Origin of the sequence: Amycolatopsis regifaucium (assembly GCF_001613935.1) — a bacterium.
Classification (GTDB): Bacteria; Actinomycetota; Actinomycetes; order Mycobacteriales; family Pseudonocardiaceae; genus Amycolatopsis; species Amycolatopsis regifaucium.
In genome coordinates, this window is sequence record NZ_LQCI01000003.1 from 446,532 (window position 1) to 469,886 (window position 23,355).

Annotated in this window: 24 protein-coding genes and 1 tRNA gene; 11 read left to right on the forward strand and 14 right to left on the reverse strand. The window is 67.7% G+C overall.

The annotated features are described in order from the left end of the window. Positions 1-30: 30 nt before the first annotated feature. From AVL48_RS05905 to AVL48_RS05920, 4 genes are all read left to right on the forward strand, one after another. Complete coding sequence (locus AVL48_RS05905; RefSeq protein ID WP_061986380.1) at positions 31-1,041, forward strand: methionine ABC transporter ATP-binding protein; 1,011 nt, start codon at positions 31-33, stop codon at positions 1,039-1,041. Between the two features lie 121 nt (positions 1,042-1,162). Continuing rightward, a complete protein-coding gene (locus AVL48_RS05910; RefSeq protein ID WP_061986319.1) occupies positions 1,163-2,128 on the forward strand; it encodes a 4-(cytidine 5'-diphospho)-2-C-methyl-D-erythritol kinase in 966 nt (321 codons plus the stop codon). Positions 2,129-2,195: 67 nt separating this feature from the next. After that, positions 2,196-3,968 carry an ABC-F family ATP-binding cassette domain-containing protein gene (locus AVL48_RS05915; RefSeq protein ID WP_061986317.1) on the forward strand — a complete coding sequence of 591 codons (1,773 nt, stop codon included), beginning with the start codon at positions 2,196-2,198 and terminating at the stop codon, positions 3,966-3,968. Positions 3,969-4,019: 51 nt separating this feature from the next. Continuing rightward, positions 4,020-5,711: a fatty acyl-AMP ligase gene (locus tag AVL48_RS05920; RefSeq protein ID WP_061986315.1), complete on the forward strand. Its 1,692-nt coding sequence runs from the start codon at positions 4,020-4,022 to the stop codon at positions 5,709-5,711. Positions 5,712-5,777: 66 nt separating this feature from the next. Here the strand turns inward: AVL48_RS05920 and AVL48_RS05925 are convergent, their stop codons facing one another. From AVL48_RS05925 to AVL48_RS05940, 4 genes are all read right to left on the reverse strand, one after another. Beyond that, positions 5,778-6,107, reverse strand: a complete 330-nt coding sequence (locus tag AVL48_RS05925; protein ID WP_061986313.1) for a DivIVA domain-containing protein — start codon at positions 6,105-6,107, stop codon at positions 5,778-5,780. Then, a complete protein-coding gene (locus AVL48_RS05930) occupies positions 6,107-6,466 on the reverse strand; it encodes a DivIVA domain-containing protein (RefSeq protein ID WP_061986311.1) in 360 nt (119 codons plus the stop codon). Before AVL48_RS05930 ends, AVL48_RS05925 begins: the two co-directional genes overlap by 1 nt. Positions 6,467-6,624: 158 nt before the next feature. Then, positions 6,625-7,221, reverse strand: a complete 597-nt coding sequence (gene pth, locus AVL48_RS05935; RefSeq protein WP_061986309.1) for an aminoacyl-tRNA hydrolase — start codon at positions 7,219-7,221, stop codon at positions 6,625-6,627. 10 nt (positions 7,222-7,231) lie between these two features. Then, on the reverse strand, positions 7,232-7,837 hold the full coding sequence (locus tag AVL48_RS05940; protein ID WP_061986378.1) for a 50S ribosomal protein L25/general stress protein Ctc: 606 nt from the start codon (positions 7,835-7,837) through the stop codon (positions 7,232-7,234). A gap of 340 nt (positions 7,838-8,177) precedes the next feature. Between AVL48_RS05940 and AVL48_RS05945 the strand changes: the two genes are divergently transcribed. After that, positions 8,178-9,299 carry a hypothetical protein gene (locus tag AVL48_RS05945; protein ID WP_082857554.1) on the forward strand — a complete coding sequence of 374 codons (1,122 nt, stop codon included), beginning with the start codon at positions 8,178-8,180 and terminating at the stop codon, positions 9,297-9,299. Between the two features lie 94 nt (positions 9,300-9,393). After that, positions 9,394-10,011: an NAD(P)-dependent oxidoreductase gene (locus AVL48_RS05950; RefSeq protein ID WP_061986307.1), complete on the forward strand. Its 618-nt coding sequence runs from the start codon at positions 9,394-9,396 to the stop codon at positions 10,009-10,011. On the opposite strand, the gene AVL48_RS05955 is transcribed toward AVL48_RS05950, so the two are convergent. From AVL48_RS05955 to AVL48_RS05975, 5 genes are all read right to left on the reverse strand, one after another. After that, on the reverse strand, positions 10,005-10,874 hold the full coding sequence (locus tag AVL48_RS05955; RefSeq protein WP_061986305.1) for a TIGR03621 family F420-dependent LLM class oxidoreductase: 870 nt from the start codon (positions 10,872-10,874) through the stop codon (positions 10,005-10,007). The genes AVL48_RS05950 and AVL48_RS05955 overlap by 7 nt on opposite strands. A gap of 129 nt (positions 10,875-11,003) precedes the next feature. Beyond that, a complete protein-coding gene (locus AVL48_RS05960; protein ID WP_061986303.1) occupies positions 11,004-11,984 on the reverse strand; it encodes a ribose-phosphate diphosphokinase in 981 nt (326 codons plus the stop codon). Beyond that, the gene (gene glmU / locus AVL48_RS05965) at positions 11,981-13,468 is read right to left on the reverse strand and encodes a bifunctional UDP-N-acetylglucosamine diphosphorylase/glucosamine-1-phosphate N-acetyltransferase GlmU (RefSeq protein ID WP_061986301.1); all 1,488 of its coding nucleotides are present in this window, start codon (positions 13,466-13,468) and stop codon (positions 11,981-11,983) included. The genes AVL48_RS05960 and glmU overlap by 4 nt, the downstream gene beginning before the upstream one ends. Positions 13,469-13,512: 44 nt before the next feature. Continuing rightward, complete coding sequence (locus AVL48_RS05970; RefSeq protein WP_061986299.1) at positions 13,513-15,270, reverse strand: GGDEF domain-containing protein; 1,758 nt, start codon at positions 15,268-15,270, stop codon at positions 13,513-13,515. Positions 15,271-15,313: 43 nt separating this feature from the next. Beyond that, a tRNA-Gln gene (locus AVL48_RS05975) sits at positions 15,314-15,385 on the reverse strand. A gap of 174 nt (positions 15,386-15,559) precedes the next feature. Here AVL48_RS05975 and AVL48_RS05980 point away from each other — a divergent pair. The 3 genes from AVL48_RS05980 (at position 15,560) to AVL48_RS05990 (ending at position 17,917) form a co-directional block, all read left to right on the forward strand. Continuing rightward, positions 15,560-16,510, forward strand: a complete 951-nt coding sequence (locus AVL48_RS05980) for an acyl-CoA desaturase (protein ID WP_061986297.1) — start codon at positions 15,560-15,562, stop codon at positions 16,508-16,510. A 98-nt stretch (positions 16,511-16,608) separates the two neighbouring features. Beyond that, the gene (locus AVL48_RS05985; RefSeq protein ID WP_061986295.1) at positions 16,609-17,202 is read left to right on the forward strand and encodes a TetR/AcrR family transcriptional regulator; all 594 of its coding nucleotides are present in this window, start codon (positions 16,609-16,611) and stop codon (positions 17,200-17,202) included. An 82-nt stretch (positions 17,203-17,284) separates the two neighbouring features. Next, positions 17,285-17,917 (forward strand): LppU/SCO3897 family protein, encoded by a 633-nt coding sequence (locus AVL48_RS05990; protein WP_061986293.1) that lies wholly within the window; start codon positions 17,285-17,287, stop codon positions 17,915-17,917. 4 nt (positions 17,918-17,921) lie between these two features. Here AVL48_RS05990 and AVL48_RS05995 read toward each other — a convergent pair whose 3' ends face one another. Both AVL48_RS05995 and AVL48_RS06000 read right to left on the reverse strand, forming a co-directional pair. Continuing rightward, the gene (locus AVL48_RS05995; RefSeq protein WP_061986292.1) at positions 17,922-18,314 is read right to left on the reverse strand and encodes an NUDIX hydrolase; all 393 of its coding nucleotides are present in this window, start codon (positions 18,312-18,314) and stop codon (positions 17,922-17,924) included. 3 nt (positions 18,315-18,317) lie between these two features. After that, the gene (locus AVL48_RS06000) at positions 18,318-18,839 is read right to left on the reverse strand and encodes an isochorismatase family protein (RefSeq protein WP_061986290.1); all 522 of its coding nucleotides are present in this window, start codon (positions 18,837-18,839) and stop codon (positions 18,318-18,320) included. 32 nt (positions 18,840-18,871) lie between these two features. On the opposite strand from AVL48_RS06000, the gene AVL48_RS06005 reads away from it, so the two are divergent. Then, a complete protein-coding gene (locus tag AVL48_RS06005) occupies positions 18,872-19,597 on the forward strand; it encodes an SDR family NAD(P)-dependent oxidoreductase (protein WP_061986288.1) in 726 nt (241 codons plus the stop codon). Here AVL48_RS06005 and AVL48_RS06010 read toward each other — a convergent pair. The 3 genes from AVL48_RS06010 to AVL48_RS06020 are packed head-to-tail and all read right to left on the reverse strand — an operon-like array spanning position 19,594 to position 22,619. Beyond that, on the reverse strand, positions 19,594-20,778 hold the full coding sequence (locus tag AVL48_RS06010) for a PQQ-dependent sugar dehydrogenase (RefSeq protein ID WP_061986286.1): 1,185 nt from the start codon (positions 20,776-20,778) through the stop codon (positions 19,594-19,596). The genes AVL48_RS06005 and AVL48_RS06010 overlap by 4 nt on opposite strands. A 21-nt stretch (positions 20,779-20,799) precedes the next feature. Continuing rightward, positions 20,800-21,456: a response regulator gene (locus AVL48_RS06015; RefSeq protein WP_061986284.1), complete on the reverse strand. Its 657-nt coding sequence runs from the start codon at positions 21,454-21,456 to the stop codon at positions 20,800-20,802. Then, a complete protein-coding gene (locus AVL48_RS06020) occupies positions 21,453-22,619 on the reverse strand; it encodes a sensor histidine kinase (RefSeq protein ID WP_061986282.1) in 1,167 nt (388 codons plus the stop codon). Before AVL48_RS06020 ends, AVL48_RS06015 begins: the two co-directional genes overlap by 4 nt. A gap of 131 nt (positions 22,620-22,750) precedes the next feature. On the opposite strand from AVL48_RS06020, the gene AVL48_RS06025 reads away from it, so the two are divergent. Beyond that, positions 22,751-23,353 (forward strand): class I SAM-dependent methyltransferase, encoded by a 603-nt coding sequence (locus tag AVL48_RS06025; RefSeq protein WP_061986280.1) that lies wholly within the window; start codon positions 22,751-22,753, stop codon positions 23,351-23,353. Positions 23,354-23,355: the final 2 nt, after the last annotated feature.

Below are 23,355 nucleotides of genomic sequence, written 5' to 3' on the forward strand. Positions count from 1 at the left end.
AAGCGGCGCCCCATTCGCATGGAGCCTTTCGTGATCACTGTCGAAAACTTGTCCAAGTCCTTCCCCCTCAACGGAAATCCCGTCGTCGCCCTGCGCGACGTCAGCGTGGACATCCAAGCCGGCTCGCTGTTCGGAGTCGTCGGTCCGGCCGGCTCCGGCAAGTCCACCCTCGCTCGTTGCATCGGGCTGCAGGAGCGCCCTGACCGGGGTGTCGTCCGGCTCGACGGCCTCAACACCGGGACCCTGGACGGACGCCGCTTGCGCGAGATCCGTCGTCAGGTCGGTGTCGTGAGCACCAAGCCGGAGCTGCTCGCGGAGCGCACCATCGCCGGAAACATCGCGTCACCGCTCGAACAGCTCGGCCTCGACGGACCGCAGCGCCGGAACCGAGTGGGCAATCTGCTCGACCTGGTCGGCCTCACGCCGCGAGCAGGGCAACGGCCGGGTGAACTGTCCGAGGGGCAGCTGCGCCGAGTGGCGATCGCCAAGGCCTTGGCCGCCGGGCCGTCCGTGCTCCTGGCCGACGATCCGACCGCAGGTGTGCGGCCCGAGGAGTCCGGCGCGGTGTTGACCGTGCTCGACCGTGCGCGCGCCGAGCTCGGCGTGACCGTGCTGCTCACCACGCCTGACGCCGGAGTGGTGCGCCGTGTCTGCGATGACGTGGCGGTTCTCGAAGCCGGTGCGATCATCGAGCGGGGGACCGTGCTCGACTTGGTCTCCGACCCGAACAGCCGGACCGCGCAGGCGCTGCTTCCTCCGATCGAGACCAGCCGGGCTCAGGCCTCGAAGTACGACCGCGCGGTGGACGTCGTGCTTGTCGGCTTCGCTTCGGTCGGCGCCCTGCTGCCCGAGGCCGCCGGTCGCTTCGACGTCGAACTCGCCACGATCGGGGGCGGTCTGACCCGCATCGGTGACACGCCGGTCGGCCGGTTCCGCCTCGGCGTGCGCGGTGAGCACGCGGACGCCGCGCTCGCCTGGATCGCCGAACGCGGTGGCCACGTGACCCACCCGGTTCGCGGACCGCAGGGCGTCGCCGCCTGATTTCTCCACGAACGGGCCGCCCTGGACGAGATCCGTCCAGGGCGGCCCGTTCATGTCTGACTCGTCCTGTTCTCTTTCTCCTGGTGGCAGCACAAGTCGGGCGGCCACGTAGGCTTGACTCGTGCTCGCCGTCGTACCGCCTCCAGTCACCGTCAGGGTTCCCGCCAAGGTCAACCTGCACTTGTCGGTCGGTGACGTACGTCCGGACGGCTACCACGAGCTGGTGACCGTGTTCCAGGCGCTTTCCCTGACCGATGAGGTGACCGTGGCGGTCACCGAAGACCCGGGTGTCGAGGTCTATGGCGAGGGGGAAGGTGCCGTACCGACCGGCGCCAACAACCTGGCGTGGAAGGCCGCGCAGGCCCTGGCGGCTCATGTGGGCAAGGCGGACGGTGAATCCAAGGTTCGCGTGGTGCTCCGCAAAGGCATCCCGGTCGCCGGCGGGATGGCGGGGGGCAGCGCTGACGCGGCCGCGACCCTGGTCGGACTCGCGTCGCTGTGGAAACTCGACATCTCCCGCGACGAACTGGCCGGTATCGCCGCCAAGCTCGGCAGCGACGTTCCCTTCGCGCTTTACGGCGGGACCGCGCTGGGGACAGGCCGAGGTGAGCAACTGGTTCCGGTCCTGTCGCGGCACACCTTCCACTGGGTATTGGCGTTCGACCAGCGTGGTCTTTCGACTCCGCGTGTGTTCGGCGAATTGGACAGGTTGCGGGAAGAGGGCAACCCGCCGCGGATCGGTTCCCACACTCCGGTGGTCGAAGCGCTGGCGTCGGGTGACCCTCGGCAGCTGGCCCTTCTCCTCGGCAACGACCTGCAGGCGGCCGCCGTCTCGTTGCGTCCTGGACTGCGGCGCACCTTGCGGGCGGGGGTCAACGCGGGGGCACTCGCGGGTACCGTCTCCGGATCCGGGCCGACCTGCGCGTTCCTCTGCGCGGACGCCCAGTCGGCGGTCGAGGTCGCCGCGGAGTTGTCCGGTGCGGGAGTGTGCCGGACGGTTCGCGTCGCGCACGGGCCGGTTCCCGGCGCCCGGCTGGTCGGCGGGGATGACGCGCCGCGACCGGCGCCGCCTCGAGTACATGCGTGAGGGTGTCCGAACGGACGTCTGTCAATTTCTTTGTGGTGCAAGCTTTTTGGAAAGGATCGGCTGAGGCATGGCCAACTTGGTCAACCTGGAGTCGGTGAGCAAGTCCTACGGGGTGCGCCCGCTGCTCGACGGTGTTTCGCTTGGTGTGGCGGAAGGACAGCGCGTCGGCGTCGTCGGTCTCAACGGAGGCGGGAAGACGACCTTGCTGGAAGTCCTAGCGGGGCTCAGTGAGCCGGACGCGGGGCGGGTGAGTCACGTCCGTGGCCTGCGGATGGCCGTCGTCACTCAGAGGACCGAACTTCCCGGTGGTAGCACAATCGGCGACGTCGTGCTGGAGCGATACGGCGCGGAGCACGAATGGGCCGCCGACGCGCGAGTCAGGTCCATTATGGACGGTCTGGGAATCACCGCGCTGGGTGTCGACACTCCGACGGCGAACCTGTCCGGCGGTGAACGGCGCCGAGTCGCGCTGGCCGCGGCTCTCACCGGTGAACTGGACCTCGTGGTCCTCGACGAGCCGACGAACCACTTGGACGTCGAAGGTGTGCGCTGGCTGGCGGACCACCTGCTCAACCGCAAGATCGCGGTCGTGGTCGTCACCCACGACCGGTGGTTCCTCGACACGGTCGCGAGTGTGACCTGGGAGGTCGCCAACGGTCGCGTCGAACAGTACGAAGGTGGCTACGCGGACTGGATCTTCGCGCGGGCCGAGCGGGCGAGGTTGGCGGCGACGGCCGAGGAGAAGCGGCAGAATCTCGCGCGCAAGGAACTCGCGTGGCTGCGGCGCGGTCCACAGGCCAGGACTTCGAAGCCGCGTTACCGAGTCGAAGCGGCAGAGGCGCTGATCTCCGATGTCCCGGAGCCGCGTGACTCGGTCGAACTGCAGGCGTTCGCGCGGCGACGGCTGGGGAAGACCGTCCTGGAAATCGAGGACGCCACCCTGACCGTCGGCGACCGCACCCTGCTCGACCACGTCACGTGGCGGATCGGACCCGGCGACCGGATCGGGCTGGTCGGCGTCAACGGGTCGGGAAAGACGACGTTGCTCAAGCTGCTCGGCGGTGACAAGGAGCCCGAGACGGGGCGCCGCATCGAGGGGAAGACGGTCAGCCTCGCGCACCTTCGGCAGGAACTCGACGACCTGCCGGGTGACCTGCGCGTCCTGCAGGCGATCGAAGAGGTCTCCGGACGCGTCGTGTTCGGCAAGCAGGAGCTTTCCGCTTCGCAGCTGGCCGAAAAGCTGGGATTTCCCGCGGCGAGGCAGTGGACACCGGTCGAAGACCTTTCCGGTGGTGAACGCCGTCGGCTGCAGCTGTGCCGGCTCCTGATGGCCGAACCCAACGTGCTGCTCCTCGACGAACCGACGAACGACCTCGACATCGATACTTTGCAGCAGCTGGAAGACCTGCTCGATTCATGGCCGGGCAGCCTCGTCGTCGTTTCGCACGACCGGTATCTGGTGGAACGTGTTTGCGACACCATCGTCGCCTTGTTCGGCGACGGGCACGTGACCCATCTGCCGGGCGGTATCGAGGAGTACCTCGAACGGCGGGTGAAGAGTCTGGCGAAGGCCAGTGCCGACAGGAAGTCGGGCAGTGGGCAGGCATCCGAGCCCAAGAAGAGCGCCGCGGAACAGCGAGCGGCGCAGAAGGAGCTGTCCCGCCTCGAGCGCAAGCTCGACCAGTTGCACGCCAAGGAAGAGAAGCTGCACGCGGCACTGCTCGCCGCGGCGACCGATCCGACGAAGCTCATCGAGCTCAACACTGAGCTGAAATCCGTCGAAACGGAGAAGGCGGAGGTCGAAGCCCAGTGGCTCGAGACCTCCGAAGCGATCGAGTGAGTTCACTCGACAGTGAGCGGGCGTTCCGGGGCGGACAGTAATGTGACGCGCATGAGTCGGTTCGTGGACACGCTCGTCGCCACCGCGGCGGGGCGAGGTCAGCAGCGGGGAATGGTCACTGGCGAGCCCAAGGAGCCGGTTCGGCGTACCTGGGCCGAAATTCACGAGCAGGCCAAGCGAGTGGCCGGTGGCCTGGTCGCCGGCGGGCTGGAGCCGGGCAAGGCGGTCGCGGTCCTGGCGGCGGCGCCGTCGTTGATCGCGCCGACGGTGCAGGCCGTATGGCTCGCCGGTGGCAGCGTGACGATGCTGCACCAGCCCACCCAGCGCACCGACCTCGCCGAATGGGCCGAGGACACCGTTCGCGTGCTGAGGATGATCGGATCCGGTCTGGTTCTGCTCGGTGAGCCGTTCGATCAGCTGGCGCCGGTGCTCACCGAGCATGGCATCGCCTTCCAGGTGATCACCGAGCTGCTTGCGGCCGAACCGCTGGCGGAGCCTGTTCCGACGGCCGAATCCGACACCGCGCTCTTGCAGCTGACCAGTGGGTCGACGGCCGACCCGAAAGCCGTTCAGATCACCTACGGAAACCTCTACTCGAACGTCAAGGCGATGGTCGACCGCGCCGAGTTCGATTTCGACGTCGATGTGATGGTTTCCTGGCTGCCCACCTTCCACGACATGGGGATGGTCGGCTTCCTGACCGTTCCGATGACCTTCGGCGTCGAACTGGTCAAGATCACGCCGCTCGAGTTCCTGTCGGGGCCGTTGATCTGGCCGCAGCTGATCAGCAAGTACAACGGGACGACCACGGCCGCGCCGAACTTCGCTTACGCGATCGTGGGAAGGCGGATGGCACGTGTCGACGATGACGACGCCTACGACCTCTCGAAGCTTCGGATCGCACTGAACGGTGCCGAGCCGATCGATGAGACGGCTGTGCAGACGTTCGTGGAGGCCGGAGCACGGTTCAAAATGCCCGCCGAATGTGTTTTCCCCGCCTACGGCATGGCGGAGGCGACTCTCGCGGTTTCGTTCGCGCCGTTGTTCACCGGGCTGACTCTCGACGTCGTCGAAGCCGATGCGCTCGAAACGGACAACCGCGCGGTGCCGGTGCCCGAGGGCGACCCGCGGCGCGGAACCGACGCCGTCCGCTCGTTCGCGATCCTGGGGCCGCCGCTCGACGGGCTCGAGGCCGAGATCGTCGACGACAAGGGCACGGTTCTCGGAGAGCGGCAGGTCGGGGAGATTCGCCTGCGTGGTGAGGCCGTCACGCCGGGGTACCTGACGATGGACGGTCCGCTCGCGACACAGGACGAGAACGGCTGGCTGCTCACCGGCGACCTCGGTTACCTGGTCGACGGCATGATCGTGATCTGTGGTCGCCGCAAGGACGTCATCATCATGGGCGGCCGGAACCTGTATCCGACCGATATCGAACGTGCTGCCACGTCGGTCGAGGGGGTTCGCGCGGGGAACGCGGTGGCCGTGCGGATCGACGCCGGCAGCCGTCGGGAGCGGTTCGCCGTCGTCGTCGAGTCGAAGCTCGCCGGGGATCCCGGCACCGAGAAGGCGCTGGCGAAAGAGGTCGCGGCCAGGGTGCGCGACGCGGTCGACATGCGGCCGTTCGCGGTCGTCGTGCTTCCGGCCGGAAGCCTGCCCAAGACGCCGTCGGGCAAGGTGAAGCGGGCCGCCACGGCCACCCAGTTCGCGGACAAGATCGCCAAGAACGCGGCTACCACCTGACTCGAAGGGGCCGGGGCCGGTGAACGAACGTCACCGGCCCCGGCCCCTCGCGGCACCTCCCGTGGGTCAGCGGCGCCGCCAGAGCGGCTTACGGGTGTGGGTGTGTTCCAAAGCCGGCGCTATGTAGTAGTCGGTGGACTGGGAGAGTCCGGCAAGCGTGCCTTCGACATCTCGGAGGAACGCGTCGACGGCTGCCGGGTCATAGCCTCGTTTCGAGAGCGGCGCTTTGGCGAACGCCACGTTGTGGACGTCCGAAACCGAGAGGTCGTCGTCGCCGTCGAGGGTCGCCGCGACGCGTTCGAGGAAGGCGTCGACCGCGGGTTCGTGGTATCCCCGGGCGCCGATGGGCGCCCGGTCGAACTGCCGGGTCCTCGCCTCGAACGCGGTGACGGGCACTAGCGCTCCTGGAGGAACTCGACGGGACCGCGGTCCGGAACGGCGCGTTCGGCGGTCGTCTGGCCTTCTTCACGTGCGCCGGGCACTCCGAGTACCTGCTGGCCGGTTCGGTGAGCGAGTTGCGCCTCGACCTTGTCGAGGAACTCGTCGACTTCGCGTTCGTCGTAGCCGCGCTTCCCGATCAGCGGGCGCGAGAACATGACGTGGTGGACTTCGGCCGCCGTCAGGTCGTCCCGGTCCGAGATCGTGTCCGCGATCCGCTCCAGGAACGCGTCGACCTCGTGTTTGGCGTATCCGCGCCGCCCGATCGGGGCGTTCGGAAAAGTGGCGCCGGTGATGTCTTCGGCCGTAAACGACATGAAACTCTCTCCGGTTTCGGTGGGGAATGCGATCTCCGCATTCCGTCCTAACGGGTTTGAGAGTTTCCTGGAAGAGTCGCGCAATTCCACGACTCGATCAGGGGTCTGGTGAAACGCCTTCGAGTGATGAGAGGTAACGCACCGCCATGTGAGCGGGTTCACCCAGCGTGGAAGGTGTTCTGGGCCGCCGCGAGTCCAGTGCTGATAAGCGCTTCAACGGCGTCGGCGCAACGATCGATCTCGAAAGCGAGCTCTTTGCGTTCGACCGTCGAGAAGTCCTTCAGCACGAAATCCGCCGGATCCTGCCGCCCAGGCGGGCGTCCGACACCGAAACGGACGCGGTAGTAGTCCTTCGTGCCGAGAGATTTGGTGATCGAGCGAAGACCGTTGTGGCCGTTGTCGCCGCCGCCCAGCTTCATCTTGAGCGCGCCGAAATCGACGTCGAGCTCGTCGTGGACGACCACGAGACCCGCCGGGGGGATCTTGTAGAACCGCGCTACGCCCACCACAGGACCGCCAGAGAGGTTCATGTACGAGCGCGGCTTGGCCAGGACCACTCGCTGCCCGGCGAGCCTGCCCTCGAGGACTTCAGCGCCGCTCTTGTGGGCTTTGAACTTCCCGCCGACGCGGGCGGCGAGCTCGTCGAGCACCATGAAGCCGACGTTGTGCCGGTTGCCTGCGTACTGGGGCCCGGGATTGCCGAGGCCGGCGAGCAGAATCTGCTCGCCGGCCCCGGGAAGTACTGCTTCGGTCACAAGAGTGACTTTATTCGGCGGCCTCGGCGGTGGTCTCCTCCGCCTCGGCTTCTTCGCCCTCGAGCGCGGACTCGGACGGCGCCTCGTTCACGGCGACGACCAGCGCGTCGGGGTCGGTGACCAGGGTTGCGCCCTTCGGCAGGGTGACGTCCGAGGCGTTGATCTGGGTGCCGGCGACGACGCCCTCGACCGAGACCTCGACCTGCTCGGGAATGTGCAGCGCCTCGACCTCGATCTGGATGGCGTCGAGGTCGGTGGTGACCAGGGTGCCGGGGCCGGGGGTGCCGGTGACGACGACCGGGATGTCGACGGTGACCTTCTCGCCGCGGATGACGACCAGCAGGTCGACGTGCTCGATGTAGTTCTTCAGCGGGTGGACGACGATGGTCTTCGTCAGCGCCAGCTCGCTCTTGCCCTCGAGGTCGAGGGTGATGACGGCGTTGCTGCCGTTCTCACGCACGACGCGGGCGAACTCGATGGCGGGCAGGGCGTAGTGACGGGGCTCCGAGCCGTGCCCGTACAGCACCGCGGGGATCTTGCCGGCGCGACGCGTGCGGCGCGCGGCACCCTTGCCGAATTCGGTGCGGGGCTCGACGGACAGGCGTACCTCGGACACGGTGTAGCACTCCTTCAATTCACCAACATGTTCAGCGAAATCATGCTGAGGTGGGGATGGTTCGGGGCGGTTCTGGTGTTCGGCGGCGAATTCCACAGGCGTGCTCGACCGCGTGTGGCCACTCAAGCCGCCGCGTCGATCACGTCGGGCACCAGGTGCTCACGGAACCCGCCTCGCCGAGACCGGGAAAGTGTAGACCAACCGGTCGCACCGGGGTCCCGCCGGGTGGCTCGTTCAGGTGACAAGTCGGTGACAGCTGCTTCCAGGACCCGCGGATGCGGTGGTGCGCGACCCCTTTTCTAAGGTGTGATCTCTTCGCACGCGAGACACAGGGGGCGGAATGCCGGCACGACGGTTGAGGATCGGCGCTGTCGCCGTCTTGTGCTGCCTTGTGGCCGGCTGCGACGTCGCGATCGACGGTGCGGCGGGGATCTCGCCCGCCGAACAGCAGCGGGTGGACCGGCGCGCGGAGCAGCGTGGTGCTGTCGAGAGCGCGTTGAAGGTGCTCGAGCAGACGCCTGCGGTTGTCTACAAGTCGACAATCAAGGATGCTTCGGGTAACCCCGCCGAATTGCTGTTCCGGATCACTCGCAACGGGAGCGCGCTCGGCGCGCTGCCGGTGGACGGCCAGGCCATCCAGGTGATCTCGGCCGACAAGCAGCTGTACCTCTCGGCGACGCCGGAGTACTGGAAGGCGCACGGGCTCGGCAACAGCGACCAGTACGGCACCAGCTGGGTCCGCACCGACAGCACCGACCTGCCGGTGAACGCCGTCGAGGTGCTTAACCCGCGCAAGGCGGCTTCGACGCTTCGTACCGCGGTTTCCGCGATGAACCGGCTGATCGATCCGGTTCGTTCCAAGTTGCCCGACGGGACCGAGGTCTACGACGTCGGGAGCGGAATCGGGATGCTGCGGGTGACCACGGCGGCGCCGCATCGCGTGATCAGTTTCGCGCCTTCCCTCATCGACGCGGCGGGCGGCAAGACACTCGGCGCCGAGATGCGGGTCGAGCCGCTCGCCGGGGACACGCTCAAAAAACTCCAGACGGATCTGGACGCCACGATCGGCGGGATCGGCCAGCCGTTCGACGCGCTCACCCAGGTCAGTGTCAGCGTGGTCAACGACAAACTGGACTGCACGGATTTCGTCGGGACCTGCCGGGCGACCATCGACGTCGCCAACACCGTCATCGGTGACGTGGGCGGGACGCCCGTGCATCTGACGCTGAGCGTCGAGTTCACGGCCCAAACGCTCGGCGCCCAGACCTGCACGGCGGACGCCAACGCGGCGCCGGACACCACGACGCCCATGAGCTGCGAGGTCAAGTTCAAGCTTCCGAATCGGAACGCCAGCTATCAGGTGCAGGCCAAGCCGTCGGCTCGCGGCGAGGTCCGTGCCCCGGTCGACGTCAACGGCGTACGCGAGAAGCTCAAGGCCGAGTTCACCGCTCTGGGTGGCTGACCTGCACACTCACCCCGGGGTGCGTTGCATACGTTGAAGTAGCCGATCTTGCGTTCTTAGCATCGGTGCCATCACCGAGATAAGGGAGAACGTGATGGCGAAGCTGGTTGTGTTCGGAGGAACCGGGTACGCGGGCGGGAAGATCACCGCCGAAGCGCGCGGCCGCGGACACGAGGTCCTGGCGGTGTCGAGGAACGCCGAAGGCGAGGGCACCCGGGCGGGGTCGCTGTACGACGAGGCCTTCTTGACCGAGGTCGCCAAGGGCGCCGACGTCCTGGTCATCGCGGTTCACGGGCAGAGCGGCTTGCTGGACGCGGTGCCCTCGATCGCCCGGGTCGCGAAGGACAACGGCGCTCGGATCGGCGTGGTCGGCGGTGCCGGGAGCCTGCACGTGGCCGAGGGTGGCCCGCGGCTGATCGACACCCCCGAGTTCCCGGACGAGTACAAGGGCGAAGCGGGGTCGCACGCGAAGGTGCTGGAAGCGTTCCGGGCGCTCCCCGAGGACGTCGACTGGTTCTACCTCAGCCCGGCCGCCGAGTTCGGCGCGTGGGCCGAGGGCGAGCGGACCGGCGAATTCCGGCTCGGGAGCGACGTGCTCCTGACCGACGAGAACGGCGGTTCGAAGATCAGCGGCGCCGACTACGCGATCGCGTTCGTCGACGAGATCGAGAAGCCGCGGCACCGCCGTCAGCGTTTCTGCGTCGCCTACTGACCGGACAATTGCTTCACGACCGGCGCGAATGTTTCCAGCATCGGTTCGAACACCGTGATGTAGGAGAAGCCGTACCGCTCACGACGCTCCTGGAGTTGCCGGACGATCTCGTCGACGGTCCCGAACAGCAATTGTGGTGTTTCGAGCAGCCTGTCCACGTCGAGACCGTCTTCGTTCTCTTCATGCCAGGTCCCGGCGGCCGCGCGCCGGTCGTCCGTGACGACGACGCGCTGGACGAGCATGTTCAGTTCGGGATCCCGGCCGTTGGCGTGGGAGCGGAAGAAGGCGACGCGTTCGTCCATGCGCTCGGCGTCGTCCAGCCGGAAGGTGCCCGGCGGCTTTCCCTGTGCTTGGCGAAGACCCGCGAAGCCGGCGATGTCGGCTTCGCGGGCTGCGAGGGAAAGCACGCCGTCGCTGTTGCCTGCGAGGAGCAGCGGGGGTGGCGTGATCTTCTCGTCGGCGAAGTGTTCCCGCAGGTGGTCGAGGCTCTTCGTGAGGTATTCGATGCGTTCCTTGGCGGGAGTCCACGGCAGGCCGGCTCCGTCGAATTCCGACTTCATGTGGCCGGAGCCGAGGCCGAGGTCCAGCCGGTCGCCGGTCATCTTCACCGTCGTCGCGACTTCGCGGGCGAAGAGCGCGAGGTTGTAGAAGGGGACGTTGGAGACCAGGGTGCCTACGCGCGGCCGCTGGGTGACCGCGGCGGCCATGGTCAAAGCCGGGAAAGGCGCGTTCCGTCCTGGGCCGAGGTGGTCGGGCACGGAGATGACGTCGTAGCCGAGGGCCTCGACGCGGTGGCACTTCCTGACCCAGTCTTCGCGGTTCTCGGCGCCCCAAAGGTTCACGCCGAACTTGAATTTCCCCATGAACGGCAACCTAGCCAGGTGGGGTGGCTGGGCGCGCCCTGTTTCGCGAGGAGCCGAAAACGAAGCAAGGGACCTTTGCTGTCACTCTCCGGGAAAGAGCGATAGCAAAGGTCCCTTGCTTCGATGGGATCAGGCGTTGCCGTCGAAGAGGGACGTGACCGACCCGTCCTCGAAGACCTGCTGGATCGCCTGCGCCAGGAGCGGGGCGATGGACAGCACGGTCAGGCCCGGAAACCGCTTCTCCTCCGGGATCGGCAGCGTATTGGTGACGATCACCTCGCGCGCCTTGCAGTTCGACAGCCGCTCGGTGGCGGGGTCGGACAGGATGCCGTGGGTCGAGGCGATGACGACATCGGCCGCGCCTTCGTCGAGCAGGGCCTCGGTCGCCTTCACGATCGTTCCACCGGTGTCGATCATGTCGTCGATCAGCACACACAGCTGACCGCGGACCTTGCCGACGACGCGGTTCGCGACGGCCTGGTTCGGCTTGTCCGGGTCGCGGGTCTTGTGGATGAACGCGATCGGCCGGTCGCCCAGCTGAGCCGCCCACTTCTCGGCGAGCCGCACGCGGCCCGAGTCCGGCGAGACGACGGTGATGTTCTCACCGTGGTAGGTCTTGTTGATGTGCGCGGCTAGCACGTTCTGCGCGAGCAGGTGGTCGACCGGGCCGTCGAAGAAGCCCTGGATCTGCGCGGTGTGCAGATCGACCGTCATGATCCGGTCGGCGCCCGCGGTCTTGAACAGGTCCGCGATCAGGCGCGCGGAGATCGGCTCGCGGCCCTTGTGCTTCTTGTCCTGCCGCGCGTACGGGTAGAACGGCATGATCACGGTGATCCGCTTGGCGCTCGCCCGCTTCAGGGCGTCCACCATGATCAGCTGCTCCATCACCCATTCGTTGATGGGCGCCGGGTGGCTCTGGATCACGAACGCGTCGGTCCCGCGCACCGATTCGTTGAACCGGACGAAGATCTCCCCGTTGGCGAAGTTGTGCGCGGTCTGCGGGACAACCGACACGTTGAGGTGCTTGGCCACCTCCTCCGCGAGCTCCGGGTGCGCGCGCCCGGAAAAGAGCATCAGGTTCTTCTTCGGTGTGCCGGACTTCGAACTCATGCTGGCGACTCCCCGTCGTTTCCCTTATTTGAATCGGACACGGCGGTGGTGTCCTGCTTCGCGGCGGAAGCTGCTTCCGCCGCGGGTGTGCCCGGCCTGCGCCGGGACACCCAGTCTTCGATGTTGCGCTGCGGCCCGGTCGACACGGCGAGCGCGCCCGGGGGCACGTCCTGCCTGATCACGGTGCCTGCCCCACTGTAAGCGCCATCGCCGATGGTCACCGGGGCGACGAACGTGTTGTCCGCGCCGAGCCGCACATGGGAGCCGATCGTGGTGTGGTGCTTGTTCACCCCGTCGTAGTTGACGAAGACGCTGGAACAACCGATGTTGCTGTTTTCGCCGATGGTCGCGTCGCCGACGTAGGTCAGGTGCGGAACCTTCGTCCCGGCCCCGATGTCCGCGTTCTTCGTCTCGACGAACGCGCCGAGTTTGCCCTTGGTCCCCAGCTTCGTGCCGGGTCGCAGGTAGGTGAACGGGCCGACCTTCACGCCGTCGCCGAGTTCCGAATCGGAACCGTGCGTCCGCACCACCGACGCGCCCGCACCGACGGAGACGTTCTCCAGCGTGCTGTCCGGGCCGATCTGCGCGCCTTCGCCGACCGACGTCGAACCCTTCAGCTGCACACCGGGCTCGATGACTACGTCGCGCGAGAGGGTCACTCCCGCGTCGATCCAGGTGCTCGACGGGTCGACGATGGTGACGCCCGCCCGCTGCCAGCCGCGGACGATCCGGCGGTTCAGCTCGGCGCCGAGGACTGAGAGCTGCACGCGGTCGTTGACGCCTTCGGTCACCCACGGGTCGTCGATGACCAGCGCGCCGACACCCTTGCCGTCGCCGCGGGCGATGCCGAGGACGTCGGTGAGGTAGAGCTCGCCTTGCGCGTTGTCGGTCGAAAGCTTCGAGAGCCCGTCGACCAGTACCGAAGCGTCGAAGGCGTAGACGCCGGAGTTGATTTCGGCGATTTCGCGCTGCTCCGGGGTGGCGTCCTTCTGCTCGACGATCGAGGTGACGACGCCGTTCGCGTCACGGACGATCCGGCCGTAGCCGGTCGGGTCCGCGACGACCGCGGTCAGCACGGTGACCGCGTTGCCCGTCGAGGTGTGCTCGGCGACCAGGGAACCGAGCGTTTCGGTGTCGAGCAGCGGGACGTCGCCGTAGCTGACGACGACGGTGCCGGTCAGTCCGCCAGGCAGCGCCGAGAGCGCGCACGAGACGGCGTGCCCGGTGCCCTTCTGCTCCTCCTGGACGGCGGTGACGACCTCGCGGCCGAGCGCCTCGCCGACCTTCGCCAGCTTCGCGCCGACCGAGTCGCGACCGTGGCCGATGACCACGACCAGGTGTTCCGGGTTCAGCCCCGCGGCGGCCCGCACCGCGTGCTCGACCAGAGGACGGCCGGCGATGGGGTGCAGCACCTTCGGGGTGGACGAACGCATGCGGGTGCCCTCACCCGCGGCGAGGATCAACGTGCTCAGCGGGCCGGTCACGGCACTCCCAACATTTCACCAACGGTGGTTGTCGGGCATTGATCCTACGTGGGGTGCTCGGAGTCCCACGCGGGGTCGGTCGGAGCATCCTCGCCGGGCCATCCGGTCACCGGATCGACGGCCATCGAGTTCACCGACGAAACCTGGTTCCCACCGCCGCGTTTTGCCTGGTACATGGCCGCGTCGGCACGCGCGAGGACCTGTTCGGCCCGTTCCTGCGGGCGGAGCGAGACGAGGCCGACGGAGAGGGTGACCCCGTGCGAAAGGTGGTGTGGCAGAGATGCGACGGCATTCACAGAGCGGCCAAGGGCCTGCTTCGCCGCCGACGCCGGAGCCCCAGGTAGAAGCACGATGAACTCGTCGCCGCCGTATCGGGCGACGACGTCGTCGCCGCGCAGGGCGTCGCGCAGCGTGCTCGCGATGACACGGAGCACGTTGTCGCCCTCGGCGTGCGACTGCTTGTCGTTGACGTCCTTGAACCCGTCGAGGTCGACCAGCGCGACCGCGAGCGGCTGGGCGTCCGCGGACGACGCCAGCGAACGCAGCTTTTCGTCGAGCGCGCGCCGGTTCGGCAGCCCGGTGAGCGGATCCTGCAAAGCCTGCTGGGTGATGGCGCCGTGCTCGGCGGACAGGCGTTCGTGCTCGCGGCGCGCGTTCAGCGTGGCGATCTGCGATTCCCGCAGCGACCACATCTCCGATTCCAGGATGGTCGCGTAGTCGATCAGCGATTGGCTCGCCCCGGACGCGTAGTCGGGGGTGGTGTCGAGCCTGGCCAGCTCGCGGGCGAGATTCAGCCGCATCGAAGGCAGCGAGCCGTCCTCGTTGTCTTCGCGGACCTCCTTGAGGACCTGCAGCGCTTCCTCGCGGCGGCCGGTGTTGTCCAGGCAACGGGCCAGCGCGATGGCGATGATCTCGCGTTCGTGCGGGAACACCAGCTCCGGATGCAGCAGGGAGTTCAACCGTTCGATATGCGACGAATCGGGCGACGCCAGCGCGGCGGCCGCGGCGAGGACGCCGACCTGGTCGATCGCGGGCACCCCGGCCTTGCGCGGGAACAACGACTCGGTGAACGGGCCCTCGGCGGCCTGCGCCATCGAGGCCGCGGTGCGGAACTTGTCCGCTCCCTCGTCGTAGCGTTCGATGCGTTCGAGCCGCAGACCCCAGCCCAGCAGCATCTTGACCCGGTTGATCAGCTGGAGTGCGATCTCGTGCGGGCTCGCGCTGTCGCGGATCGCCTGCGCGGCACGGGCGATGGCCTCCTCGGCCGCCTCGTAGACGCCCAGCTGGTTCAGCACGAGCCAGCAGTCGACCAGTGTCGAGGACAGCATCCGGTCCCAGTTGCGCCTGCCGACCTGACGGTCCGGGACCGCGGAGTCGTCGAGGATGGCCAGCGCCCTGGCGATCTCGGTGAGGGCGGCGTCCTCCTGTTTGGCGATCACCAGCCGACGTCCGCGCAGGGCGTGCGCGTCGGCCCGCATCAGCGCGAGACCGTGCCGCCTGGTGTGCGCGAGCATCTCGTCGAGCCTGGGTTCGGCTTCGGCCGCGAGGCCGCGGGTGACCAGCCTGGCCACCGCGGAGTAGCGCAGCAGCTGCGCGACCAGCAGCGGTTCGCCGCGGCGCTGCGTCTCGTCGAGGAGTTCGTCGAGGCTGGTCACGATGTCCAGCTGCTCGGCGAAGCCGACGCGCTGGATGGCCGCACCGAGTTCGCGCGCGCGACCGTACAGCCAGGCGTCGGACATCTCCGCAAGCGCCGGCCGCCTGCTACTGGTCGTCGGGTCGATCGCGTCCTCGGTCAGCCGCACACACCCCCACCGTTGAAAACGCCGCTGGTCATCTGTTCGTCTGCTCCGCCGCCAGGATTCGAACCTGAACTGTCAGAACCAAAATCTGAAGTGCTGCCGATTACACTACGGCGGATCGATCCTGGTCAGGATAGCCATGCCGGAGACGCCCGCGTGCGCCCGGGGGTTACCTCACGGCCGCGGCCTCTCCCCAGCGGGCGAAACCTCCTGTACCGTAACTTACGGCATCGTAGGTAAGGACACCCTTAGGGTCGCCCCCAAGGGTTGCACGGAGAAAAGAAGTGACTGCATGACGGCTACCCTCGACCGTTCCCAGACGCCCGCGAAGGGCCCCAAGCCGGTACTGGAAGGACACCGATCGAGCGGCGTGCAGCTCTCGGTCTACCTCGGGGTCATCTTCCCGCTCGCCGCGTTGCTCGCGGCTGTCCCGTTCGCCTGGGGCTGGGGACTGACGTGGGTCGACGTCGGCCTGTTCGTGGTCTTCTACGCGATCAGCGGACTCGGTATCACCGTCTCGTACCACCGGTACTTCACGCACGGCTCGTTCAAGGCCAAGCCGTGGCTGCGCGTCGCGATGGCGATCGCCGGCAGCATGGCCGTCCAGGGCCCCGTGATCACCTGGGTCGCCGACCACCGGCGCCACCACGCCTTCTCCGACCGTGACGGCGACCCGCATTCGCCGTGGCTGTTCGGGACGTCCCCGGTCGCCATCGCCAAGGGTTTCTGGCACGCGCACATGGGCTGGCTGTTCGACCGCGACCAGACCAACGCGGAGCGTTTCGCGCCGGACCTGGTGAAGGATCCGGCCATCAAGAAGGTCGACGACCTGTTCTGGCTGTGGAGCCTGCTCACCCTCGTGCTGCCCGGCATCCTTGGCGGGTTGATCACCTGGTCGTTCTGGGGCGCGGTGACCGCGTTCTTCTGGGCCGGGCTCGTCCGTGTCTGCGTGCTGCACCACGTGACCTGGTCGGTCAACTCGGTCTGCCACATGATCGGTGAGCGCCCGTTCGCCGCCCGTGACAAGTCGGCCAACTTCTGGCCGCTGGCGATCTTCTCCTTCGGCGAGTCGTGGCACAACCTGCACCACGCCGACCCGACCTCGGCGCGGCACGGCGTGCAGCGCGGTCAGATCGACATTTCCGCGCGGCTCATTTGGATCTTCGAGAAGTTCGGCTGGGCCCATGACGTGCGGTGGCCGACTCCGCAGCGCCTCGCGCGCATCGCCGCCGAAAGCAAATAGCGAGGTCGCGTTAGTCTTCTCGAATGGCGGGGAGACGGCGAAGCAAACGTGAAGCGGTCACCGGGGCGCGTCCAGTCGCCCCGGTGGCCCGGGTGCGCATGACGGGGACCGAGCGCAGGCAGCAGCTGCTCAACGTCGCCAGAGCCCTTTTCGCGGAGAAGGGTTTCGAAGGCACTTCCATCGAGGAGATCGCGCATCGCGCGAACGTCTCCAAACCGGTGGTGTACGAACACTTCGGTGGCAAGGAAGGCATCTACGCCGTCGTCGTCGACCGCGAGACGCAGTTGCTGCTCGACCGGATGGTCTCCACTCTCCACGGCGGGCACCCGAGGGTGATGCTGGAGCAGGCGGCGATCGCGTTGCTCTCCTACGTCGAGGATTCGCACGACGGTTTCCGCATCCTGGTGCGGGATTCACCGGTCGCGAGTTCGACGGGCACGTTCTCCACGGTGCTGAACGACATCGCCAGTCAGGTCGAGCACATCCTCGCGCAGCAGTTCGCCGCGCGGGGTTATGACGAGAAGCTGGCCGCGCTGTACGCGCAGGCGCTCGTCGGGATGGTCGCGCTGACCGGGCAATGGTGGCTCGACGCGCGGAAACCGAAGCGGGACGAGGTCGCCGCGCATCTGGTGAACCTCGCCTGGAACGGTCTGTCCAATTTGGAGCACAAGCCCAAGCTGCGGGTGTACTGAGATCTGCGTCGCGCGGCAGTAACGTTTGCCCGGCGATGAGCGCTAGGACCCCCATAGAGATCATCTAGCTGGGGGAACCACCGTGGAAAACCATCCCGCGCCCGCCGTGGAACAGTTGGTGCCGAAGAAGAGAACCTGGCTCAAACCGGTCATCCGGCTGGGCATCTTCGGTGTCGTCGCCTTGATCGCGTTCTTCTTCGCGAATCCGTTCACGGCGTCGAGCACCGAAGTCGGCTCCTGCCTCAAGGGTGACATCGACAACGCGGACAGTGTCAAGAACGCCGAATGTGGCACACCGGACGCGAACTTCAAGGTCGTCGGGAAGCAGAACGGCAAGTCGGAAATCGCGCTTCGCATTTCGGGGGGATTGGAATGCGACGAATACGCCAATGTCGACGCCTACCTCTTCCAGGGGAAGAAGGCGGCCACTGACGGCGTGCTGCTGTGCCTGGAAGATCTCAAGAACCCTGGTCAGCGACCGCCGGTCGTCGGCGACTGCCTTCCCGGCGACGCCGATGAAGCGAAGAAGCTCGCGACGGTCGACTGTGGGTCGGCTGGTTACAAAGTGCTCGCCGTCGAGAAGAAGCCCGCGGTTGCTTTCGAGGACACCACCTGCGCGCAGGTTCCGTCCACCGATGCGAAGCTCTCTTGGCAACGAGCCGGTGGCGCGTTGCCACAGGAGCGGGTGCTGTGCCTGGACAAGATCGAGCAGTAGCTCGTCAGCGCAGGAGGCCGGTCTCCCGCAGGTGGTCGAAGATGATCTTGTCCACCGCGGAGACCCGGTCCCTGTCGGCGTAATCGAGCCAGGCGACTTCGTCGATTTCGCTGTCGGCCGCGAGTGTCCCGGTGAAATCGGCGGTGTAGCACGTCATCCGGACCACGACGCCCGCCATGTGCCCATCGGCCTGTGCCTCGAAGACCCCGGCGGGCTCGACGCTCGCCGGGACGATCTCGACGGTCAGTTCCTCGCGGATCTCCCGGATCAGCGCCTCGGCGTCGTTTTCGCCGGGTTCGCGTTTGCCGCCGGGCAGGTAGAACACGGACTTGCCGCGTGAGCGCGTGCTCAGGATCCGGCCGTCCCGCAGGTGGAGCCAGGCGATCTTGTCGATCATGGCTCAGCCCAGCGCCGCGGCGGTCTCGGCGGTCGTGAGCACTTCGCCCAGCCGCGGGAACACCTTCGTGAGCGCCGATTCGTGGGAGATCGCGGCGATACCCGCCATCGCGTCCGAAACGGCGATGGTCTCGTAGCCGTGGTCGATCGCGGCGCGCAAAGTCGATTCGACGCCGTACTCCGTGGCGATCCCGCCGAGCACCAGTGTCTTCACGCCGAGTCCGCGCAGGAGTTCGTGGAGTCCGGTGCGGTAGAACGCGCCGATCGTGTGCTTCGTGATCAGGTGTTCGCCGTCGCGGGGAGTCAGTTCGGCGACCAGTTCACTGCCGGGCGGCTGTTCGTCGACGTCCGGCCGATGCGCCCGCACATGGACGATCGGTGCGCCTGCCGCGCTGAAGGCGTCGCGCAGCAAGACGGCGTTCGACACGACTTCGGCACCTTCGATCGGCACGGTTTCGAGTGCGACGATCCGCGTCTGGAGGTCGATCAGCACGAGCGCGGTCGTCACCGGGTCGATCTTCGTCATGCGCGAGAGCCTAGTGTCCCTATGCTGGAGTCATGGGGAAGCCCAGGGAAGTCGTGATCACCGGCGGTGGAACGGGAATCGGGTACGCGGTCGCGGCGGCGTTCTCCGCGCAGGGCGAACGGGTCACGATCGCCGGCCGCCGCGAGCAGGTCCTCACCGAGGCCGCCACGTTGCTCGGCGCGAACCCGGTCCCGTTCGACGCGGCCGATCCGGACGCGGTGGAGCGGGCGCTGACGGAACTGCCGGAACACGTCGATGTCCTGGTCAACAACGCGGGCGGCAACACCGATTTCCAGAACGGATCGGCCGAAGACCTCAAAGCGTTCGCCGCGAACTGGCAGGCCAATCTGGACGCGAACGTGTTCAGTGCCGTCCTGGTCACGCGTGCCCTGCGGGACAGGCTCGCCGACGACGCGCGGATCGTCACCATCGGTTCCATCGCCGCGCACACCGGAGCCGGTTCCTACGGTGCCGCCAAGGCCGCGTTGGAGGCCTGGAACGTCGACGTGGCAAGGGAATTCGGGCCGCGCGGGATCACCGCGAACATCGTCGCGCCCGGTCTGGTCGGGGACACCGAGTTCTTCCACGGCAACCTCTCCGACGAACGCCGCGCGACGCTGATCGGCAACACGCTGACCAAACGCGCCGGTGAGCCCGCCGACGTCGCCGAAGTGGTGACGTTCCTGGCGAGCCCGGCCGCGCGGCACGTCACCGGCCAGGTCGTCCACGTCAACGGCGGTGCTTACTTCGGTCGTTAGGCGCCCGGCGTGACACGCAGCAGTTTGTCGTCCTCGCCTTCCGAGGTCGTCACGTAGAGGGAGCCGTCCGGCGCGCCGCGGACAGCGCGCAGCCTGCCGAACTTGTCGTCGAACTCGGGCGGCAGCGTCACTTCGGTGACGGCGCCGGCGTCGTCGAGGCGGAACAGCAGCAGCTTCTGGCCTTTGAGCGCGGTGACGGCGAGGGCGCCTTCGAGCGCGCCCCACTGCGATCCGGTGAGGAATTCGGCGCCACAGATCGCCTCGGTGATCTCCCCGGTCGTCCACAAAGGACGGACAGCGTCCGGGAACCGTCGCGTGTCGGTCATCGGCACGCTTTCGTCGTAGCTGGTCTCGGTGCCGCCCTTCGACGGGTCCCAACCGTAGTTCCCGCCCGGCCGTTCCAGGTTGACCTCGTCGTCGATGGTCGGCCCGTGCTCGGCCGTGAACACCTGACCGGAGCCGGGCCGCACCGTCACGCCCTGGACGTTGCGGTGTCCGTAGGTGAACACACGCTGTTCGTTCGGGTTCGCCGAGGTGATGAACGGGTTGTCCGGCAACGGGTTGCCGGTCTTCGCGTCGACCCGCAGCACCTTGCCGCCGAGGCTGGTGCGGTCTTGCGGATGCTGTGGGCGGGCGGTGTCGCCGGTGCCGACCAGCAGCGCTCCGTCCGCGCCGAACGTGGGACGGCAGCCCGAGTGGCGGCCGCTGGGGTTCACCGGCAGGCCGGTCAGCAGGTCCTTGACCTTCGTGGCGTTCGCGCCGTCCTCGGAAAGCCGCCAGGTGACCAGCCGGATGTCGACGGCGTTGTCGCCCTCCTTGTGGGTCTGGCAGGTGATGAACTCACGCGACGTCGCGAAGTCCTTGCTGATCACCATCCCCATCAGGCCGCCTTCGCCGCGCACGTGGACGTCGGAGAAGTCGGCGGTGACGTCGCGTTTCGTGCCTCCGTCGACCAGGGCCAGCTTTCCGGGGCGCTGGGTGACGAGGATCTTCCCGTCGGGTAGGAAACCGACGTCCCAGCCGTGTTCGAGGCCTGCCGTCACCTGCTCGACCTTCAGTTTCGACACGGCGGGTTTCGAGGTGACCGGCGGCGCGCTCTGCACCGTCTCGCTCGACGCCCCCGAACAGGCCGTGACCAGCAAGGACAAGGACGTGAACGCGACGACAGCCGTTGAGCGCATGGCATCAGCATGCCACCGCTTTCACCCTCCGGCGCGGACCAAACCGCTTTCGTAGGCGAACACCACGGCGTGGACCCGGTCGCGGAGCGACAGTTTCGCGAGGATCCGGCCGACGTGGGTCTTCACGGTCGTCTCCCCGATGTAGAGCTTCGCGGCGATCTCGGCGTTCGCCAGACCGCGCGCGATGAGCGAGAGGACGTCCTTCTCGCGTTCCGTCAGTGTCTCGAGCCGCGCGCTCGCGCCGGAGTCCCGTTCGTCGTGCAGGTAGCGGTCGAGCAGCCGTTTCGTCACCGAAGGGGAGACCATCGAGTCGCCGCGAAGGACACCTCGGATCGCGACGAGGATCTCGTCGGCGGGGGCGTCTTTGACGAGAAAGCCGCTGGCGCCGGCACGCAACGCGGCATACGCGTATTCGTCGAGGTCAAATGTGGTGATCATCAGGACGCGGGTGTCCGGAAGCGCTTCGCAGATCCGCTCGGTCGCCGCGACGCCGTCGAGCACGGGCATCCGGACGTCCATCAGGACCAGATCCGGGCGCAGCTTCTCAGCGGCTTCGACCGCTTCGGCGCCGTTGGTGGCCTCGCCCGCGACGGTCAGGTCGTCCTGGCTCGTGACGATCATTCCCATCCCGACCCGGACAAGCTCCTGGTCGTCGCAGATCAGTACCTTCGTGGTCATCCCGCCTCCACCACCAGGCTCGCGGCGACCCGGTAGCCGCCGTCGCGTGTCGGTCCGGTGTCGAGGGTGCCGTGGAACAGCTCGACGCGCTGGGTCATACCGGCGATTCCCCGGCCGGACGACGGGAGCCGCGGCGCGACGGGTTCGGTCCCGCCCGTGTTCGTCACCTCGATCCGGACGTTCCGGCGGTGGCCTTCGTGACCGAAATCGATCTCGACCTGCCCGCTCGCGTCGCCGGGAGCGTGTTTAATCATGTTGGTCAGCGACTCCTGGACGATGCGGTACGTCTGCAGCACGGCGCTCGGCGGCAGCCCCTCGGCGTCCCCGGTGACCTGCAGATCCACCTCCCGTCCGCTCGCGCTGACCTGCGCGACCAGGCCGCGCAGCTCCGCGACGGTCGGCTGCGGACTCCGGGCGGCCTCGCCGGCATGGAGGACTTCCAGCAGGCGGCGCAGCTCGGCGAGGGCGTCGCGACCCGCCTTGCCGATCGTGTCGAGTGTCCGGTCGACGACGTCGGGATCCTTGTCGCGCATGAGTTTCGCCCCCTCGGCGTTGACCACGATGACGCTCACGCTGTGCGCGAGGACGTCGTGCAGTTCGCGGGCGATGCGGGTGCGTTCCTCGGCGACGGCGGCACGGGCACGGGCCTCCTGCTCGGACGCGGCCAACTCTGCCTTCGACGTCTCCTCCGCCGAAAGCCGTTGCCGCGCGCGGAAGAACTCACCGAGCGCCCACGCCGCGACATGCAGCGGGAGCGTCACGACGATCGCGAGACCGGCTCCCTGGTCGGTGGTCACTCCCCAGGCGAGACCCCACGCGATGTCCAGCGCGACGATCCAGACGGCGATCAGCGCGGCGAACCGGCGGTTTCCCGCCCGGACCAGCGTGTAGAGCGCGACGGCCATCGCCAGCTCGCCCCGGCCGCGGTCGTAGGCCCAGAGCTCCGTGGCGTACTGCGCGGTCACCCCGGCGACGATCAGCACGGCGACGATCTCGGGGTGACGCCGCCGCCACAGCAACGGGACGAGGAAGAGATACGGCACCAGCAGGACGGCCTTGGGCACCGGTGACGACCCGGTCGGCGCGAGGAACACGAACCACGCGTACAGGGGAAGGTCGGTCACCCACGGGTGGGCGCGGAACCGGTCGAACAGCCTTTGCACCGTTCGAACGTAACTCCGGCCGGTACGAACGCGCGTCGTCCTGGAGTACCGCCGGGGTCCTCCCCGGGGAGTACGGACCCGGCCGACGTGGCCGACGCGAGGCCACGACGATCGTTCCTAGCGTCGGGAACATGTCGATCACCAGGGAATTCTTCCGCCATCCCCTCCTGACCGGAGCGGTCGCGGCCAGTTCACCGAAACTCGCGGAGGCCATGACCGCCGGCCTCGGACTGGAAAGCGCCGGGCTCGTCGTCGAGCTGGGCCCCGGGACGGGCGTGTTCACCGACGCCGTCGTCCGCCGACTGCCCCCGGGCGCGCGGCTGATCGCGGTCGAGATCAATCCGCGGCTGGCGCGGGAACTGCGGTCCCGGCATCGAGACGTCGAGGTCGTCGAGGGCTCCGCCGAGAACCTGCGTTCGTACGTCGACGAGGCCGCCGACGTCGTGGTGTCCGGGCTGCCGTGGACGGTCATGCCCGCCGAACGGCAGCTGCGGATCCTCGACCAGGTCACGGAAATCCTCGCCCCGCACGGACGGTTCACCACGTTCGCCTACGCGCACGCGGCGTGGACCTCGCCCGCCCGCCGGTTCGCCGCGGCGCTGCGGGACCGGTTCGCGGTGACCGGCCGGACCCCACTGGTCTGGCCGAACCTGCCGCCCGCCTTCGTGCACCGCGCGGCCTTGCCGCAGAGGACGGGGAGGCGTAGTGGACAGCCTGTTGCGGCCGCTTCTTGAGG